Genomic DNA, 15,376 nt, shown 5'->3' on the forward strand with positions numbered 1-15,376 from the left:
ACGGAGACCACCGAGAGCGACACCCAGGGGGCAGCGTCGGCAGCGGCAGATGGGGAGAAGAGACAGCGCCCGCCCCGCACACGAAGGAGCTTCCCGTGGGGAAGAGAACCACCGCGCCGCACCGTCGCGTCGCCGCCCTGGTCGTCGCGAGCGCGCTCGCCCTCGGCGGCTGCACGGCCACGACGACCGACCCCGAGCCCGACCTGCTGCTCCGCCTCGGCCACTCGTACGGCGCCGGGAGCCTGCAGGACCGCGCCGCGAACCGACTGTCCGAGCAGGTCGCCGACGCCTCCGACGGCCGCGTGACGATCGAGGTCTACCCCGCCTCCCAGCTCGGGAGCTGGGAGGACATGCAGGAGGGCCTGGAGTTCGGGGCCGTGGACATCGTCGTCGAGTCCGTCGGCTCGCTCGAGCGCTACACCGACCTCGCCGCGATCGAGGGCGTGCCGTTCCTCTACGAGGACGAGGACCAGTTCCTCGAGGTCTGGGACGGCCCGCTCGGCGACGAGATCATCGAGGCCATCCGGGAGGACTCCGGGTTCCTGCTGCTCGGCCAGATGTACCGCGGCGGCCGCGTGCTCAACACGCAGCGTCCCGTCACCGAGCTCGCCGACGCGCGCGGCCTCAAGCTGCGCGTCCCGACCCAGCAGACCTACCTCGACACGTGGCACGCGCTCGGCGCGAGCCCCATGCCGCTCGCGCTCAGCGAGGTGTTCCCCGCGATCGAGCAGGGCGCGGTCGAGGGCCAGGAGAACCCGATCGACGTCGTGCGCTTCAACTCGTTCTACGAGGTCGCGCCGCACGTCACGCTCACCGAGCACGTGTTCGGCAACTTCCACTTCCAGGTCTGGGCCGACGCCTACGAGGGCTGGCCCGACGACCTCCGCGCGATCGTCGACGCCGAGATCGACGACGTCTCCTCCTGGTACCGCGAGACGTCGATCGCCGAGCGGCAGGAGAACGTCGACTTCCTGGTCGAGCGCGGCGTCGAGCTGCACGAGATCGACCGCGCCGAGTGGGCGGAGGCCTCGTCCGAGGTGCTCGACCACGTCGACCCCCAGGTCGTGGAGTGGGCCGAGCGCATCCGCTCGGGCGACGCGTGACGCCGTACCGCGGCCCCGAGCCGCGCCGGCGCGTCGACCGCGTCGCCCGCGCCGCCCGCGACGCCCGCGACGACCGACGACCCGACCGACCAGAGGAGACACCGATGCGCGGCGCGATCGCCGACGACTTCACCGGGGCCACCGACCTCGCCGGCAACTGGAGGGCGCGCGGTCTGCGGACCGCCGTCGTGCTGGGCGTCCCGGGCCAGGACGACCTCGCGGACCTCGCCGACCACGACGCCGTCGTGGTCGCGCTGAAGATCCGCTCCGTGCCCGCCCCCCAGGCCGTGGAGCAGGCGCGCGCGGCCTACCGTGCGCTCGCCGCGCTCGGCGTCACGCAGGTCTACGACAAGTACTGCTCGACGTTCGACTCCACGCCCGAGGGCAACATCGGGCCCGTCGCGGACGCGCTGCTGGAGGAGACCGGCGCGCGCAGCGCCGTCGTCGTCCCCGGCTTCCCGGACGCGGGCCGCACCGTCTTCCGCGGCCACCTGTTCGTGGGGGACGACCCGCTCGACCGCAGCCCCATGAAGGACCACCCGCTCAACCCCATGTGGGACTCGCGCGTCGCGAACCTTCTCGCGGCGCAGACCGCGCACCCGGTCGCCGAGGTGCCGGTCGGCGTCGTGCGGGCCGGCGAGCACGCGCTGCGGGACGCGATCGTCGCGGCCGAGGCGGGCGGCGCGCGGTACGTCGTCGTCGACAGCATCGACAACGACGACCTCGCGGTCGTCGCCCGCGCGACGTCCGACGCCCCGCTCGTCACGGGCGGCTCCGGGCTGGCCCTCGGCCTCGACCCGACGGGCGCGACGCTCGGCGACATCGCCGCCGTCCCGGGCCGACGCGCGGTGCTCGCGGGCAGCGCGTCGCGCGCCACCCAGGCGCAGGTCCGGGCGGCCCTGCCGCACCTGCCGCACCAGAAGGTCGACGTCGCGGCGGCGCTCGCGGACCCGGACGCGGAGGTCGAGCGGCTCCTCGCCTGGGCGCGCGAGCGCTGGGCCGAGCAGCCCGACCGGCCGGTGCTCGTGTACTCCGTGGGCGAGCCGGACGACGTCGCGCTCGGGCGTGCGGTGACCGCCGACGCGTCGGCCGTGGTCGAGCGGTTGTTCTCCGCGCTCGCGCCACGCCTCGCGGAGGCGGGCGCGACGCAGCTCGTCGTGGCGGGCGGCGAGACGTCGGGCAGCGTCGTCCAGGGGCTCGGGGTGCACGTGCTCGAGGTCGGGCAGCTCCTGAGCCCGGGCGTGTCCTGGCTGCGCGGTCGCCGCCGCGGGGCCGACGACGTCAACCTCGTCCTCAAGTCGGGCAACTTCGGCACCGAGGACCTGTTCGTCACCGCGTGGGAGGAGCTCGCATGAGCGACCTGGTCGAGGAGCTGCTCGCCGCCGGGCGCGGTCTCGCCGCGAGCGGGATGTCGCCCGGGACGTCGGGCAACGTGTCCGTGCGCTTCGGCGACGAGGTACGCATGAGCGCGAGCGGCACGTCCCTCGCGACCCTCACCGCCGAGCAGATGGCCCGCACGACGCTCGACGGCACCCCCGTCACCGAGGACGACGGCCCGACGCCGCGGCCCACCAAGGAGTGGCCGCTGCACCTCGCGATGTACGCGCGCGACCCGGAGTACCGCTGCGTCGTGCACCTCCACTCGCCGAGCGCCGTCGCGGCGTCGTGCCTCGCTCCGTGGCGCGAGCACACGGCGTTCGCGCCGGTCACGCCGTACGTCGTCATGCGCGTGGGCAACGTGCCGCTCGTGCGGTACGCCGCGCCGGGCGACCCGGCGCAGGCCGAGCGCGTGCGGGGGAGCGCGCTGCGCTTCCACGGTGCCCTGCTCCAGAACCACGGGTCGATCGCGGCCGGGCGCACGGTCGCGGAGGCTGTCGACCGCGCGGTCGAGATCGAGGAGGCGGCGCGCGTCCGGCTGCTGCTGGGGGACCGGCTCGACACGCGGCACCTCACCGACGACGAGGTGCGCGAGCTCGTCGAGGCGTACGGGCAGCCCTGGGGCTGACGTCGGGCGAGGATGGTCCGGTGCCGACCGACCCGCCGTACGCGCGCCCGACCGCCGACGACCTCGCCGCCGCGCGCGGCCGCGAGATCGAGGACTGGCTGCGGCCGGACCTCGACGTGCTGTTCTGCGGGATCAACCCCGGGCTGTACTCGGCGGCGGTCGGGCTGCCCTTCGCCAACCCGGGCACGCGCTACTGGAAGGCGATGCACGAGGCGGGCTTCACCGAGCGCGCGCTGAGGCCGTGGGAGCGAGAGGCGTTCCTCGACGCCGGGCTCGGCATGACGAACGTCGTGCGGCGGGCGACCGCGCGGGCGGACGAGCTGACGCCGGACGAGATCGTGGCGGGCGGGCGCCGTCTCGGGGAGACGGCGGAGACGTACCGGCCGCGGTGGGTCGCGGTGCTCGGCCTCGGCGCGTACCGCACGGCGTTCGCGGACCGCGGTGCCGCGGCGGGGCCGCAGGAGCGGCGCCTCGGTCCGGCGCGGGTGTGGCTGCTCCCGAACCCGAGCGGCCTCAACGCTCACGACACGGTCGCCACGCTCGGCGCGGCGTACGCGGAGCTGCGTGTCGCTGCGGGGCTGCCGGACCGCCGTCGGACGTGAGCACCGCCTCCTGAGCGCTACCGACCCGCGAGGACTTTGTTGACTCTTGCGAGAAGTTGTTGACTTGTGTGAAGCCGCCCGGGAGACTCGAAGCCCCGAGGTCGACGCCGTCCCGGGTTCTTGCCCCCTCACCGTCGAGGAGACATCCCATGAAGCTCTCCCTGTCCCGGGCGCGCACGCGTGCCACCGCTGTCACGGGTGCGCTGGTCGCGCTCGGGCTGGTGGTCTCGGGCGCCGCCGCCGCGACCGCCGCCCCGTCGGCAGCGACCGCCGCCGTCACCACCGCAGACGCGGCCGCCGTCGCCCCGACGATCTCCCCGGTCGTCGACGCCAACTTCCCCGACCCGGACATCCTCCTCGTCGACGGCGTCTACCACGCCTACGCGACGAACGACCAGGGCCGGAACGTGCAGCACCGCACCTCGACGGACCTGGTCACGTGGAGCGCCCCGAACGACGTCGCGCCCGACCTGGGCGCCTGGGTCAGCGAGGCGTGCACCTTCTCGCCGGGCGGCGCGACCGACCGCTGCGTGTGGGCGCCCGAGGTCGCCGCGGTCGAGGGCGGGTACGCCCTCTACTACACGGCGCGTGACGCGACGTCGCCGCGCCAGTGCATCGGCCTCTCGCTCTCCGACTCGCCCGAGGGGCCGTTCGAGCCCGTCGGCGACGACCCGTTCGTCTGCCCCAACGGCGAGGACGGCACCGAGGACCTCGGGGGCGCGATCGACGCCGGGACGTTCGTCGACGGCGACCAGCTCTACCTGCTGTGGAAGGCTGATGGGAACTGCTGCACCGGCAAGACGGCGATCATCTTCGCCCAGCCGCTGTCGCCCGACGGCACCACCCTCACCGGGCCGGCCACCGAGCTGATCCGCGTCGACACGGCGTACGAGGGCCGCGTCGTCGAGGCGCCGACGGTCGTCGAGCGCGACGGCACCTACTACCTCTTCTACTCCGCGAACGACTTCTACGGCGGTGCCTACCGCACGTCGTACGCGACGGCGCCGAGCCTCGACGGCCCGTGGACCAAGGCGACGACGGAGCTCATGACGAGCGACCGCTTCCAGGGCGACGTGCGCGGCCCGGGCGGCCAGGACGTCGTCACCGCGCCGGACGGCTCGGACGCGATCGTCTTCCACGGCTGGAACGCGGCGTTCACGTACCGCGCCATGTACGTCGCGGACCTCGAGTGGTCGGCCGACGGCGTCCCGTCCGTCCCGCAGGCGTCCGACCGCTACCAGGCCGAGGACGGCGTCGTGACGAACGCGCGCGTCGTGGCCGACGGCGGGGCGTCGGGCGGGGCGAAGGTCGGCGGCCTGGACTTCGCCGACTCCTCCGTGACGGTCGAGGTGCACGCCGACGCGGCCGGGCCGGCGCTGCTCGGCATCCGGTTCGCGAACGGCTCGCAGGACGGCTCGACGCGCGTCCCGTCCACCGGGACGCTGGCCGTGAACGGCACCGTGACGGAGACCGTCGTCTTCCCGCACACCACGTGGGGCAACTGGCAGACGTCGGAGCACCTCGTCGACCTCGTCGCCGGCACCAACACGATCACGCTGACGCGCGCGACGTTCTTCACCGAGCTCGACGCGTTCGACGTCTACCCCGCGACGCGCGACCCGCGCCCGTCGGCGCCGCCCGTCATCCCGTCCGACGCGACGCGGTACGAGTTCGAGGACGGCGTCATCACGCGCGGCTCCGTCGGGAGCGCGGCCGGGGCGTCGGGCGGGCAGAAGGTCGGCGGGCTCGACTTCCTCGACAGCTCCGTCGCCCTCCAGGTGCACGCCGACGAGGCCGGGTCGTACACGCTCGGCGTGCGGTTCGCGAACGGCTCGGAGCGCGGCGGGTACACGCTGCCGTCGTCGAGCACCGTCACGGTCAACGGCGCCGACGCGGGCGTCGTCACCTTCCCGCACACCACGTGGGGCAACTGGCAGTCCGTCACGCACCAGGTCCAGCTCCAGCAGGGGTGGAACACCGTCACCCTGACCAAGCTCACCTGGTACACCGAGCTCGACGCGCTCGACGTCTTCCCGGCCGAGGCGCCGCCCGTCGACCCGCAGGTCACCGTCACCGCGCAGCCCCGCTGCCTCGGCGGCACCCCGTACCTCGCCGTCCGCGCGACGAACGACGGCGACGAGACTGTCGCCCTCGCCGTCACCACCCCGCACGGCGAGCGGGCGTTCGCCCAGGTGGACCCGGGCAAGAGCGCGTACCAGTCGTTCAAGGTGCGCGGCGGGGCGCTCGCGGCGGGCGAGGCGCTCGTCGCGGTCACCGACGTCGCCGGCACGACGACGGAGGTGACGACCACGTACGACGCCCTCACCTGCGCGTAGTCGCCTCCTGACCCGCAGACCGCAGTGCCGCCCGGCCGATGGGCGGCACCGCGGTCGTCCGTCTCCTCGGCCTCACGCAGGCGGTCCCGTCAGGAGCCAGGGAGGTCGTCGGTCACCAGGCGCGACCGGGCCTCGTAGATCCGCAGCGGGTCGGCCGCGCTCGTCGTCGTCGCCGTGCCGGTGACGTCGGTCCAGTCGGGGGTGCCGGTGATCCGGAACTGCCCGGACCACGTCGTGGTCAGCGTGATCGTCACCCGGTCCGCCGGCTGGTCGTAGGTGTGCGCGACCGTGTGGTGCGGGTACGCGGCGCCCGGGTCGGTCGTCGTCACCGGGCCGCTCCCGTCGCCGTAGTCCCAGGTGAACGACCGGGGCGTCGCTCGGATCTGGACCGGGATGCCCAGCAGCGTCGTGTCGAGCACCTGCTCGCCGGGCTCGGTGTAGGTGATCGTCGGCACGTTGACGACCGTCCAGCCGTCCGGTGGCTGCACGACGACGGGCGACGGCGCGATGGTGAGCTGGCGGAACGCCGCCTCGGCCTCGGCAGTCAGGTCCGCCGCGCCGACGCACGACCCGTCGTCGACGAACTCCCACCCCGACACCGCGGTGCGCGACCCGTCCGGGGCGTTCGTCCACGTCTGGCGGAAGAGCGGGTCCATCGCGAACTCCTCCGGCGCACACGTTTGGGTGAGGTCCGCCGTGTTCTGCTCGCCGGGGCATGCGCGGACCAGCCCGGGAAGTGTCGTCGCGGTGTCGCCATCGAAGCAGCGGTAGGCAGGTCCTCGCCGGAAGGCTTCTGTAGACGGGCTGTTCTCAGGCTCGTGTACGTACTCGTCGCCTCCTTGAGGCGCTTGGACGAACGCGTTGACCTGGTCGTCTGTCGCCTCGCCACCAAAGAGGAGGTCGCTAGCGAGCGCTCCAGGAGCGATTACCAGCGTTGAGAAAGCAAGGATGGGGATTGAGGTGGAGCGTCTGAGTGCTCGCCGTTTCACGAGTCGATCTCCGACGCGCCCACTATGTACCACTGGTCGTCGGTGAAGATAACGTCGATGTGCAGACGACCGTTGACTTGAGCGCCTTCCGACACGACGCTCCCGTCGTCTGCGATACGTCTATGCGCCTCTTGAGTCACGTCGACCAGGACCGCGCGGCCGCCGGTGAACGAGTCCACCTCGCCAGCGGTTGCTGAAGTCACGGTCGTTTCAGAGCCCAGGTACGAATCACCGGCGGACTGGATCTCAAGCGCATTCTCTCTGACCCCTTCGCAGAAGCCACAGGTCTCCACCCACGTCATGGCGTCCCACTCCGCGGTGTCGCCGGTGCTCATCACATACGGGTAGAGCTCAAGAAAGTACTCCGCCGCCGCAGCAGCACCCTCGGCGTCGTCGCGCTCCATGGCCGCGGGCCGTTCGGGCTTCGGAGGCCCGGTCGTGGTCGGCTCGGGCTCGGGCGGCTCCGTGACGGACGGCTCGGCCGACGTCTCGACCGGCGGTGACGGCGCGGGATCACCCCCGCCCGTACACCCGGCAACCAGGCACCCGGCTGTCACGACGACGCCCAGGGCGAGCGCTCGCCGTCGGGCACTGCTCCTCGACCGGAGCGCTCGGGCGCTCCCTACCGTTCGTGCCGGTCGTTCCTCGACCGGCGCATGACGCGTACGACTCACCAGACCCCCTGCCCGCGAACCGGGCGGCGCGGCCCGGACCGGGCGGCACCGCGCGAACGCCACGAACCTAGCGAAACGCCGCGCGACGCGGAACCGTCCGTCCCGCCCTGTGGACGACGCTTCACGAGGTGTCCACCGCGTGACCGCTCCACAGGCGCGGGTGGCGCGGCGGGCACGGCTCGGTGAACGTTGCCCGACGGGCGTCCCCGCACCCGTACATTCACGGACAAAACCGGCGCCGTCCCTTCCTATGCTCCGAGTGGCCGCCCACCCGCAGGACGGGTGCCGCGCCGGCCGTGACCTGCACCCTCGGACGAGCGGACCTGTGCTGTGACCACCGTTCTCACCCCGGAGTCTCCGGGCTCCTCGGGCGCGCCGGGAGGCGCGACCCCGGGCGCGACCTCCCCGGCCGCCGGCCCGGGCACCACCCGCCCCGGACCGCCTGTCGGCCCGACGCCGTCGGGCACCGACCGCGAGGCCCAGACGCTGCACCGCAGCCGCCTGGGTGCGCGGCGCCGTCGGCGGAACCTGCTGTGGGCGCTCCTGCTCGCGGGCCCGAACGTCCTGCTGCTGCTGGTGTTCGTCTACCGACCGCTGCTGCAGAGCTTCTACCTCTCGACGCTCCAGTGGAACCTCGGGTCGCCGGTCGCGCGGCCGGTCGGGCTGGGCAACTACGTCGAGTGGTTCACCGCCCCGACGACGGGCCGCATCGTCACGACGACGCTCGCGTTCACGCTCGCCACGGTCGGCGGCGCGATGGTCCTCGGCCTGGGGCTGGCGCTGCTGCTCAACCGCAGGCTGCGCGGCCGCGGCGTCGCCCGGACCGTCGCGTTCGCGCCGTACGTGCTGTCGGGCTTCGCGGTCGGGATCCTGTGGCTGTTCATGTTCGACCCGCGCTACGGGCTGGTCCAGGAGCTGCTCGGCTGGGTCGGCGTCGCGTCGCCGCAGTGGTACACGCAGCGCCCGTGGCCGCTCGTGATGATCGTCGTCGTCTACCTGTGGAAGAACCTCGGATACGTCGCCCTCATCTACCTGGCGGGACTCCAGTCGGTGCCGCAGGACCTCAAGGACGCCGCCGCGCTCGACGGCGCGTCGTCGGCGCGGACGCTGCGCTCGATCGTCCTGCCGCTCCTCACCCCGACGACGTTCTTCCTCGTCGTGACGATGCTCCTCGCGTCGCTCCAGTCCTTCGACATCATCAAGGCGATGACGCAGGGCGGCCCGCTCGGCTCGACGACGACGCTCATGTACTCGATCTACGAGGAGAGCTTCGTCAACGGGCGCGCCGGGTACGCGTCGGCGGTCGCCACGGTCCTGTTCCTCGTGCTGCTCGCGGTGACCGCGGTGCAGATGCGGTTCGTCCAGCGGAAGGTCCACTACGCATGAGCGCCGTCGCGCCCGCCCGTCCCGAGACGGCGCCCGCCACGCCGGCCGCCCTCGCGTCCCGCCCGCCGGGCGCTCCCCGTGCCCGACGCCGGGCCCTCCAGCCGGGCGGGTACCTCGCCCTGGTGCTCGCGACCGTCGTGCTCGGTGCGCCCCTGGTGTGGATGGTGCTCGCGAGCATGAAGACGCCCGCCGAGCTGTACACCGTCCCGCTGCAGTGGCTCCCGGGCAGCGTGAACCTCGACAACTACGCGCAGGCCGCGGACTCGATCCCGCTCGGGCGCCTGCTGCTCAACAGCGTCGGGATCACGGTCGTGGGCGCGGGCCTCAAGGTCGCGCTGGGCCTCACGTGCGCGTACGCGCTGGTCTTCCTCGACTTCCCGTTCAAGAAGGTCGTGTTCGGGCTCGTCATCGCGACGCTCATGATCCCGCCGCAGATCACGATCATCCCCAACTACACGCTCGTCGCGAGCCTCGGGTGGCTCAACACCTACCAGGGCATCCTCGTGCCGGGCCTGGCGAGCGCGTTCGGGACGTTCCTGTTCCGCCAGCACTTCCTCACGCTGCCGCGCTCGATCCTCGAGGCCGCCGAGCTCGACGGCGCGGGGCACTGGCGCAAGCTGTGGCGGTTCGTCGTGCCGATGAGCACGCCGACGCTCGCGGCCGTCGCGCTCGTGTCCGTCGTGACGGAGTGGAACGACTACCTGTGGCCGTTCCTCGTCATCGACCGGCCCGACAAGATGACCCTCCCCGTCGGCCTCACGCTGCTGCAGAACACCGACGGCATGACGAACTGGGGCGTCCTGCTCGCCGCGACCGTGGTCGTGACGCTGCCGATCCTCGTCGTCTTCCTCGTCCTGCAGCGCCGCCTCGTCGCGGGCCTCACCGCGGGTGCCGTCACCGGCTGACCGGCGCGCACCCGCCCGACACCAGACTCCCCGGCCCGCCCGCAGCGGTCCGGGTTCCCCGAAGCGCACCGAGACCCGGTGCACGACCTGAAGGAGCACCTGTGTCCCACCGCACCGCACCCGGCGCGCGCCGCCGTCGGGCCCGCGCCGCCGCCACCGCCCTCACGGCGGTCACCGCCCTCGCGCTCACCGCGTGCGCCGGCCCGAGCGTCGCCGGGGCCGACGGCGCCGGCACCGCGGGCGACGACGCGACGGCCGAGGCCGTCGACTGGTCGGCCGTCGAGCCCGCGTCCGAGATCACCTGGTGGAGCAACCACCCCGGCACGTCGCAGGAGATCGAGCAGGAGCTCATCGACCGGTTCGAGGAGGAGTCCGGCATCACGGTCAACCTCGTGACCGCCGGCGCCAACTACGACGAGGTCGCGCAGCGCTTCCAGGCCGCGTCGCAGACCGACGAGCTGCCGGACGTCGTCATCGCGTCCGACGTCTGGTGGTTCCGCTACCACCTCAACGACCAGATCCTGCCGCTCGACGACGTGCTCGAGTTCGTCGACGCCGACGCGGACGACTTCCAGCCCGCGCTCTACGCGGACTACGAGTACGACGACCAGCACTGGGCCGTGCCCTACGCGCGCTCGACGCCGCTCTTCTACTACAACAAGGACCTGTGGACGGCGGCCGGCCTGCCCGACCGCGGCCCCGAGACGTGGGAGGAGCTCGAGCAGTGGGACGCGTCCCTCAAGCCGCTCGTGCCGTCCGGCGGATCGACGCTCGGCCTGTCCACCGGCCCGTCGTGGGGCGCGTGGTGGTTCGAGAACATGATCTGGGGCCAGGGCGGCGCGTACTCCGACGGGTTCGACCTCACGCTCGACTCGGAGGAGTCGGTCGCGGGCGGCCAGTTCCTGCACGACCTCTTCCACGAGAAGGGCGTCGCGACGCTCTCCGCGGACGACGCGATGGTCGACTTCTCGTCGGGTCTCATCGCCTCGACCATCGGCTCGACGGGCTCGCTCAAGGGCGCGCTCGACGCGGCGTCGTTCGAGGTCGGCACGGCCTATCTGCCCGACGGCCCCGACGGCGGCGGCACCCCGACCGGCGGGACCGGTCTCGCCATCCCGGCGTCGAAGTCGCCCGAGCAGCAGCTCGCTGCGGCGATGTTCCTCGCGTTCCTCACGAACACCGAGAACACTGCGTACTTCTCGCAGAACACGGGCTACATGCCGGTGCGCACGTCGGCCGTCGAGTCCGACACCATGAAGGCCATCTACGAGGCGACGCCGCAGTTCCGCACGGCCGTCGACCAGCTCGCCGACAAGGCGCGCCCGCAGGACGACGCGCGCGTCTTCATCCCGGGCGCCGACGCGCTGCTCAACGAGGCGATCGAGCAGATCGTCATCGAGGGTGCCGACCCGGCGACCGCGTTCGAGTCCGTCGCGCCGCGCATCGAGACCGCCTACACCGAGAACGTGGAGCCGTACCTGTGACGGCGACCGCGCTCGCGCCCACGGGCGCCGCGCCGGAACGGGCCGCGCGCCCGCGTGTCATCGCGCACCGCGGCAACAGCTCGGTCGCCCCGCAGAACACGCTCGCCGCGTTCGAGGCGGCGTGGCGGGCCGGGGCGCACAGCATCGAGATCGACGTGCAGCTCACGGCCGACGGCGAGCCCGTCGTCATCCACGACGACACCGTGGACGCGACGACGTCGGGCAGCGGGACGGTCGCACGGCTCGACCGCGCGGCGATCCGGGCGCTCGACGCCGGGTCGTGGTTCTCCCCGGCGTTCGGCGGCCAGCGCGTGCCGACGTTCGCCGAGGTCGTCGACCTCCTCGTGCGGCGACCGGGGATGGACCTGCTGCTCGAGCTCAAGGGGTCGTGGACCGTCGAGCAGGTGCGGCGCGTCACGGGGCCGATCCGCTTCGCGGGCATCGCCGACCGGGTCGTGGCGCAGAGCTTCCGGCCCGAGACGGTCGCGGCGCTGCGCGAGGCCGACCCGGGCCTGCGCCGTGGGCTGCTCGTCGTGGCGCTCGACGACGACGTGCTCGCGCGGTGCGCCGAGCTCGACGTGGTCACGTGCAACCCGATGGGCGCGCTCCTCCTGGAGGACCCGGGGCTCGTGCAGCGCCTGCACGACGCCGGTCTGGAGGTCGCGGTCTGGACGCTCGACGAGCCCGCGCACTGGGCCGCCGCGGTCGACCTCGAGGTGGACGCGATCATCACCGACCGTCCCGACCGGCTCGCGGGCTGGCTCGCGGCCCGCGGGGTCTGAGGACCGGTCCGGTCGCACCGGGGTCGTGTGCCGAGACGCTCGTCGTCCGGCGCGTGGCCCCGGTCTCGCGTCTCGCGCCCGGCCACCTCCGGGCGGTCAGCGCACGACGATCGTCGTGACGACGTCGGTCACGCTCGGCCGGGGCGGGGTCGACCCGAAGCCGAACCGGACCGGCGGGACGACGTCGCGCAGGCCGCCGAGCGAGCCGCCGTCCCACCGCGTCCGCGCGGCGAGGAGCGCGTGGACGTCCGTCGCGCCGTAGTGCTCGGTGCGCCCCGGCCCGGCGCTGCCCCGCGTCCGGACGCCGCGCAGCAGCACGCGCGCGACGGGGTCGGTGAGCACGGTCGCGTGCCGCGACGTCGCGACGCGGCGGGGCACCGCGCGCAGCACGTGCCCCAGGAACGTCCGCGGCCCGACGGCGAGCCGCGCCTCGAGCGGGCCGGCCACCACGTGCCAGCCCGGCGGGTGCCCGCTGCCCGCTGCTGGGGCCACGTGCTCGCGGCCGGCAGCGGGCGCGGCAGGGGCCGGCTCGTCCGTGACGGCGACCGGCACCAGGACGACCCGGTCGAAGCGGTAGGTCGACGCCACGAGCTCCGCGACGGGGCGCGACGGCGCGAGGAGGATGCGCTCGCCGTCGGGCCGCTCGACCATGACGTCGGCGAACGCGCCGAACGGCGACGTGTCCCAGCGCCCGACGACGACCCGCGTCCCGGACGCCGTGCCCCAGCCCGCGATGCGGCCGCGGAACCGCAGGACGCTCGACATCCCGGCAGCGTAGGCCGCGCCCGGCAGGCACGCCCCCGTTCGGCGCGCGAGCCGTCGCCCGGGGCGGGACGCTCGGGGGAGGCGGCGACCGCCGTCGGGCAGCAGGAGGTGACCCGTGCCGAAGACGACGCGCGACGGCGACGCGAAGCAGTCCGAGATCCCCAGCACGCTGCAGCGCTCGGACGAGAAGGCGCAGCGCACGTTCGCGAAGGCCTACGACGCCGCGATGGAGCAGTACGGCTCCGAGGAGCGCGCGCGGCGCATAGCGTTCGCCGCGCTCAAGCACACGCACGAGAAGATCGGCGACCACTGGGAGCCGAAGGACGAGCCCGGCCCGTCCGACGAGCGCGCCGCGGAGGGCGGGCTCGACGCGAGCGCCGAGACCGCGGGCGGCGTCGACGCGAACGCGACCAAGGAGCACCTGCTCGACGTCGCGCGCCGGCTCGACGTCGACGGCCGCTCGACCATGACCAAGGACGAGCTCGTCGAGGCGATTCAGCGCGCCAACGACCGCGCGACCCGCCGCGCCCGCGGCGACTGACCCCCACCCCGCGACCACGCGAGGTAGAGCCGTGGTCCCCGGGCGTCGGCGCGTCCGGGTCAGGCGGGCCGACGGCGGTGGGGGACCCGCACGCGGTCGAGGTCCTGCGCGACGGTGAGCTCGCCGTCGAACATCTCGCGGGCCTCGCGCCAGAACTCCGTCGGGTCCGGGTAGCGCTGCGAGAAGTGCGTGAGGACGAGCGAGCGGACGCCCGCCTCGGCCGCGACCGTCGCCGCCTGCCGGGCCGTGAGGTGGCCCCAGCGCTCCGCCTGCTCGCGGTCGCGGTCGAGGAAGGTCGACTCGATGACGAGCAGGTCGACGCCGTCCGCGAGCCGGTGCACGGCGTCGCACAGGCGCGTGTCCATGACGAACGCGAACGACTGGCCGGGCCGGGGGCCGCTCACGTCGTCGAGGGTGACGGTCCGGCCGTCGGGCGTCGTGACGCGGCCCGCGCGCTGCAGCTCGCCCACGACCGGCCCCGCGAGCCCGTGGCGGGCGAGGAGCGCGGGGTCGAGCGACCGGCCGTCGGGCTCGTCGAGACGGTAGCCCACGGCCTCGATCGTGTGGTCGAGGCGCTCGGCGCGGAGCGTGAAGCCCGGCTCGGGGCGGCCGGGGACGGGCGGGACCACGCCGTCCGTCGTGAGCGGCTGGAGCTCCAGGTGCCCGCGGCGGTAGTGGGCGCTCGCGTCGAGCAGGTGGTTCACCCACCGCTGGCCCGACGCCGGGTAGGTCACCCCGATCGGGTGCCGCACCCCGTCGCCGCTGATGCGCTGGGAGACGCCCGCGAGCCCGAGGCTGTGGTCGCCGTGCAGGTGGGTGATCGCGATGCGCGTGAGGTCGGTCGCCGACACCCCGGCGAACGTCATCTGCCGCTGGGTGCCCTCGCCGGGGTCGAAGAGGATCGCCTCGTCGTCCCAGAGCAGCACGTACCCGTTGTGGTTGCGCGTGCGGGTCGGGACCATGCTGGCCGTCCCCAGGACGACGAGCTCGCGGCGGGACATGCGCCCAGCGTGCCACGCCGCGCCCGCTCCCGGGCTCGTAGGGTGGCAGGAGACCCCCCACCCGAGAACCGGAGAACCATGCGCCTGCTCCTCGTCCGTCACGGACAGACCCCGTCCAACGTCGCCGGCCTGCTCGACACCGCCCTGCCCGGCCCGGGCCTCACCGCCCTCGGCGCGCGCCAGGCGGCGGCGGTCCCGGACGCGCTCTCGAGCCGGGTGGTCGACGGCGTCGCGGTGTCCACGCTCGTGCGCACGCACCTCACGGCCGCGCCGCTCGTCGAGCGCCACGGTCTGGAGCCGCTCGAGCTCGACGGCCTGCGCGAGGTCGACGCGGGCGACCTGGAGATGTCGGCCGACCACGACGACCACGCCCTCTACCTCGAGACGGTCTTCGCGTGGGGGCGCGGCGAGCCCGCCCGCCGGGTTCCCGGCGGCCCGGACGGCACCGAGTTCCTCGACCGCTACGACGACGCCCTCGCGGCCGTCGCGCGGACCGGGTGGGAGACCGCCGTCGTCGTGTCGCACGGTGCGGCGATCCGCGCGTGGGCGTGCGCACGCGCCGCGGGCGTCGACGTCGACCGGCTCGCGTGGACCCCGCTCGCGAACACCGGGCTCGTCGAGGTCGAGGGGGACCCGGCGTCGGGCTGGCGGTTCGTCGGGGTGAGCGACGGGCCGCTGGGCGGCGCGTTCCTCGACGACCTCGTCGCGGAGGACCCCACGGGCGAGTCCGTCGACGAGGAGGAGCGCCGCGCCGCGGCGGACGACTGACCTCTACCACCCGGTCGGAATGACGCAATGATGAG

Annotated in this window: 15 protein-coding genes; 11 read left to right on the plus strand and 4 right to left on the minus strand. The window is 73.7% G+C overall.

Features of this window, described 5'->3' with window-relative positions:
- Positions 1-95: 95 nt before the first annotated feature.
- From AC3WT4_RS01265 to AC3WT4_RS01285, 5 genes are all read left to right on the plus strand, one after another.
- Positions 96-1,103: a TRAP transporter substrate-binding protein gene (locus AC3WT4_RS01265; protein WP_021482372.1), complete on the plus strand. Its 1,008-nt coding sequence runs from the start codon at positions 96-98 to the stop codon at positions 1,101-1,103.
- A gap of 104 nt (positions 1,104-1,207) precedes the next feature.
- On the plus strand, positions 1,208-2,458 hold the full coding sequence (gene otnK / locus AC3WT4_RS01270; RefSeq protein WP_492314491.1) for a 3-oxo-tetronate kinase: 1,251 nt from the start codon (positions 1,208-1,210) through the stop codon (positions 2,456-2,458).
- Positions 2,455-3,108 carry a class II aldolase/adducin family protein gene (locus tag AC3WT4_RS01275; protein WP_492314492.1) on the plus strand — a complete coding sequence of 218 codons (654 nt, stop codon included), beginning with the start codon at positions 2,455-2,457 and terminating at the stop codon, positions 3,106-3,108. The genes otnK and AC3WT4_RS01275 overlap by 4 nt, the downstream gene beginning before the upstream one ends.
- 20 nt (positions 3,109-3,128) lie before the next feature.
- Positions 3,129-3,710 carry a G/U mismatch-specific DNA glycosylase gene (gene mug, locus AC3WT4_RS01280; protein WP_492314493.1) on the plus strand — a complete coding sequence of 194 codons (582 nt, stop codon included), beginning with the start codon at positions 3,129-3,131 and terminating at the stop codon, positions 3,708-3,710.
- Between the two features lie 149 nt (positions 3,711-3,859).
- Positions 3,860-6,046 carry a family 43 glycosylhydrolase gene (locus AC3WT4_RS01285; protein ID WP_492314494.1) on the plus strand — a complete coding sequence of 729 codons (2,187 nt, stop codon included), beginning with the start codon at positions 3,860-3,862 and terminating at the stop codon, positions 6,044-6,046.
- An 89-nt stretch (positions 6,047-6,135) separates the two neighbouring features.
- Here AC3WT4_RS01285 and AC3WT4_RS01290 read toward each other — a convergent pair whose 3' ends face one another.
- Both AC3WT4_RS01290 and AC3WT4_RS01295 read right to left on the minus strand, forming a co-directional pair.
- Positions 6,136-6,702, minus strand: a complete 567-nt coding sequence (locus AC3WT4_RS01290) for a hypothetical protein (RefSeq protein WP_492314495.1) — start codon at positions 6,700-6,702, stop codon at positions 6,136-6,138.
- Positions 6,703-7,031: 329 nt separating this feature from the next.
- A complete protein-coding gene (locus tag AC3WT4_RS01295) occupies positions 7,032-8,201 on the minus strand; it encodes a DUF6318 family protein (protein WP_492314496.1) in 1,170 nt (389 codons plus the stop codon).
- Between AC3WT4_RS01295 and AC3WT4_RS01300 the strand changes: the two genes are divergently transcribed.
- The 4 genes from AC3WT4_RS01300 (at position 8,196) to AC3WT4_RS01315 (ending at position 12,266) form a co-directional block, all read left to right on the plus strand.
- The gene (locus AC3WT4_RS01300) at positions 8,196-9,095 is read left to right on the plus strand and encodes a carbohydrate ABC transporter permease (protein WP_492314552.1); all 900 of its coding nucleotides are present in this window, start codon (positions 8,196-8,198) and stop codon (positions 9,093-9,095) included. The two genes, AC3WT4_RS01295 and AC3WT4_RS01300, sit on opposite strands and share 6 nt — an antisense overlap.
- Positions 9,092-10,000, plus strand: a complete 909-nt coding sequence (locus tag AC3WT4_RS01305) for a carbohydrate ABC transporter permease (protein WP_400110768.1) — start codon at positions 9,092-9,094, stop codon at positions 9,998-10,000. Before AC3WT4_RS01300 ends, AC3WT4_RS01305 begins: the two co-directional genes overlap by 4 nt.
- Positions 10,001-10,101: 101 nt before the next feature.
- The gene (locus AC3WT4_RS01310) at positions 10,102-11,484 is read left to right on the plus strand and encodes an ABC transporter substrate-binding protein (protein ID WP_108047059.1); all 1,383 of its coding nucleotides are present in this window, start codon (positions 10,102-10,104) and stop codon (positions 11,482-11,484) included.
- A complete protein-coding gene (locus tag AC3WT4_RS01315) occupies positions 11,481-12,266 on the plus strand; it encodes a glycerophosphodiester phosphodiesterase (RefSeq protein WP_257416499.1) in 786 nt (261 codons plus the stop codon). Before AC3WT4_RS01310 ends, AC3WT4_RS01315 begins: the two co-directional genes overlap by 4 nt.
- Positions 12,267-12,362: 96 nt before the next feature.
- Here the strand turns inward: AC3WT4_RS01315 and AC3WT4_RS01320 are convergent, their stop codons facing one another.
- On the minus strand, positions 12,363-13,031 hold the full coding sequence (locus tag AC3WT4_RS01320) for a hypothetical protein (RefSeq protein ID WP_492314497.1): 669 nt from the start codon (positions 13,029-13,031) through the stop codon (positions 12,363-12,365).
- Positions 13,032-13,146: 115 nt separating this feature from the next.
- Between AC3WT4_RS01320 and AC3WT4_RS01325 the strand changes: the two genes are divergently transcribed.
- Positions 13,147-13,572, plus strand: coding sequence for a ChaB family protein (locus AC3WT4_RS01325; protein ID WP_492314498.1), 426 nt, complete (start codon positions 13,147-13,149; stop codon positions 13,570-13,572).
- A 59-nt stretch (positions 13,573-13,631) separates the two neighbouring features.
- Here the strand turns inward: AC3WT4_RS01325 and AC3WT4_RS01330 are convergent, their stop codons facing one another.
- A complete protein-coding gene (locus tag AC3WT4_RS01330) occupies positions 13,632-14,573 on the minus strand; it encodes a ribonuclease Z (RefSeq protein WP_492314499.1) in 942 nt (313 codons plus the stop codon).
- 78 nt (positions 14,574-14,651) lie between these two features.
- On the opposite strand from AC3WT4_RS01330, the gene AC3WT4_RS01335 reads away from it, so the two are divergent.
- Complete coding sequence (locus tag AC3WT4_RS01335; protein WP_074803472.1) at positions 14,652-15,341, plus strand: histidine phosphatase family protein; 690 nt, start codon at positions 14,652-14,654, stop codon at positions 15,339-15,341.
- The last annotated feature ends 35 nt before the right edge of the window (positions 15,342-15,376 follow it).

The organism is Cellulosimicrobium sp. EB106-03-01-XG111, from assembly GCF_058792115.1.

Coding starts and splice junctions, on each gene's coding strand:
- otnK (WP_492314491.1), top strand. CDS start 1,208: ATGCGCGGCGCGATCGCCGACGACTTCACCGGGGCCACCGACCTCGCC.
- AC3WT4_RS01275 (WP_492314492.1), top strand. CDS start 2,455: ATGAGCGACCTGGTCGAGGAGCTGCTCGCCGCCGGGCGCGGTCTCGCC.
- AC3WT4_RS01285 (WP_492314494.1), top strand. CDS start 3,860: ATGAAGCTCTCCCTGTCCCGGGCGCGCACGCGTGCCACCGCTGTCACG.
- AC3WT4_RS01290 (WP_492314495.1), bottom strand. CDS start 6,702: ATGGACCCGCTCTTCCGCCAGACGTGGACGAACGCCCCGGACGGGTCG.
- AC3WT4_RS01305 (WP_400110768.1), top strand. CDS start 9,092: ATGAGCGCCGTCGCGCCCGCCCGTCCCGAGACGGCGCCCGCCACGCCG.
- AC3WT4_RS01320 (WP_492314497.1), bottom strand. CDS start 13,031: ATGTCGAGCGTCCTGCGGTTCCGCGGCCGCATCGCGGGCTGGGGCACG.
- AC3WT4_RS01330 (WP_492314499.1), bottom strand. CDS start 14,573: ATGTCCCGCCGCGAGCTCGTCGTCCTGGGGACGGCCAGCATGGTCCCG.
- AC3WT4_RS01335 (WP_074803472.1), top strand. CDS start 14,652: ATGCGCCTGCTCCTCGTCCGTCACGGACAGACCCCGTCCAACGTCGCC.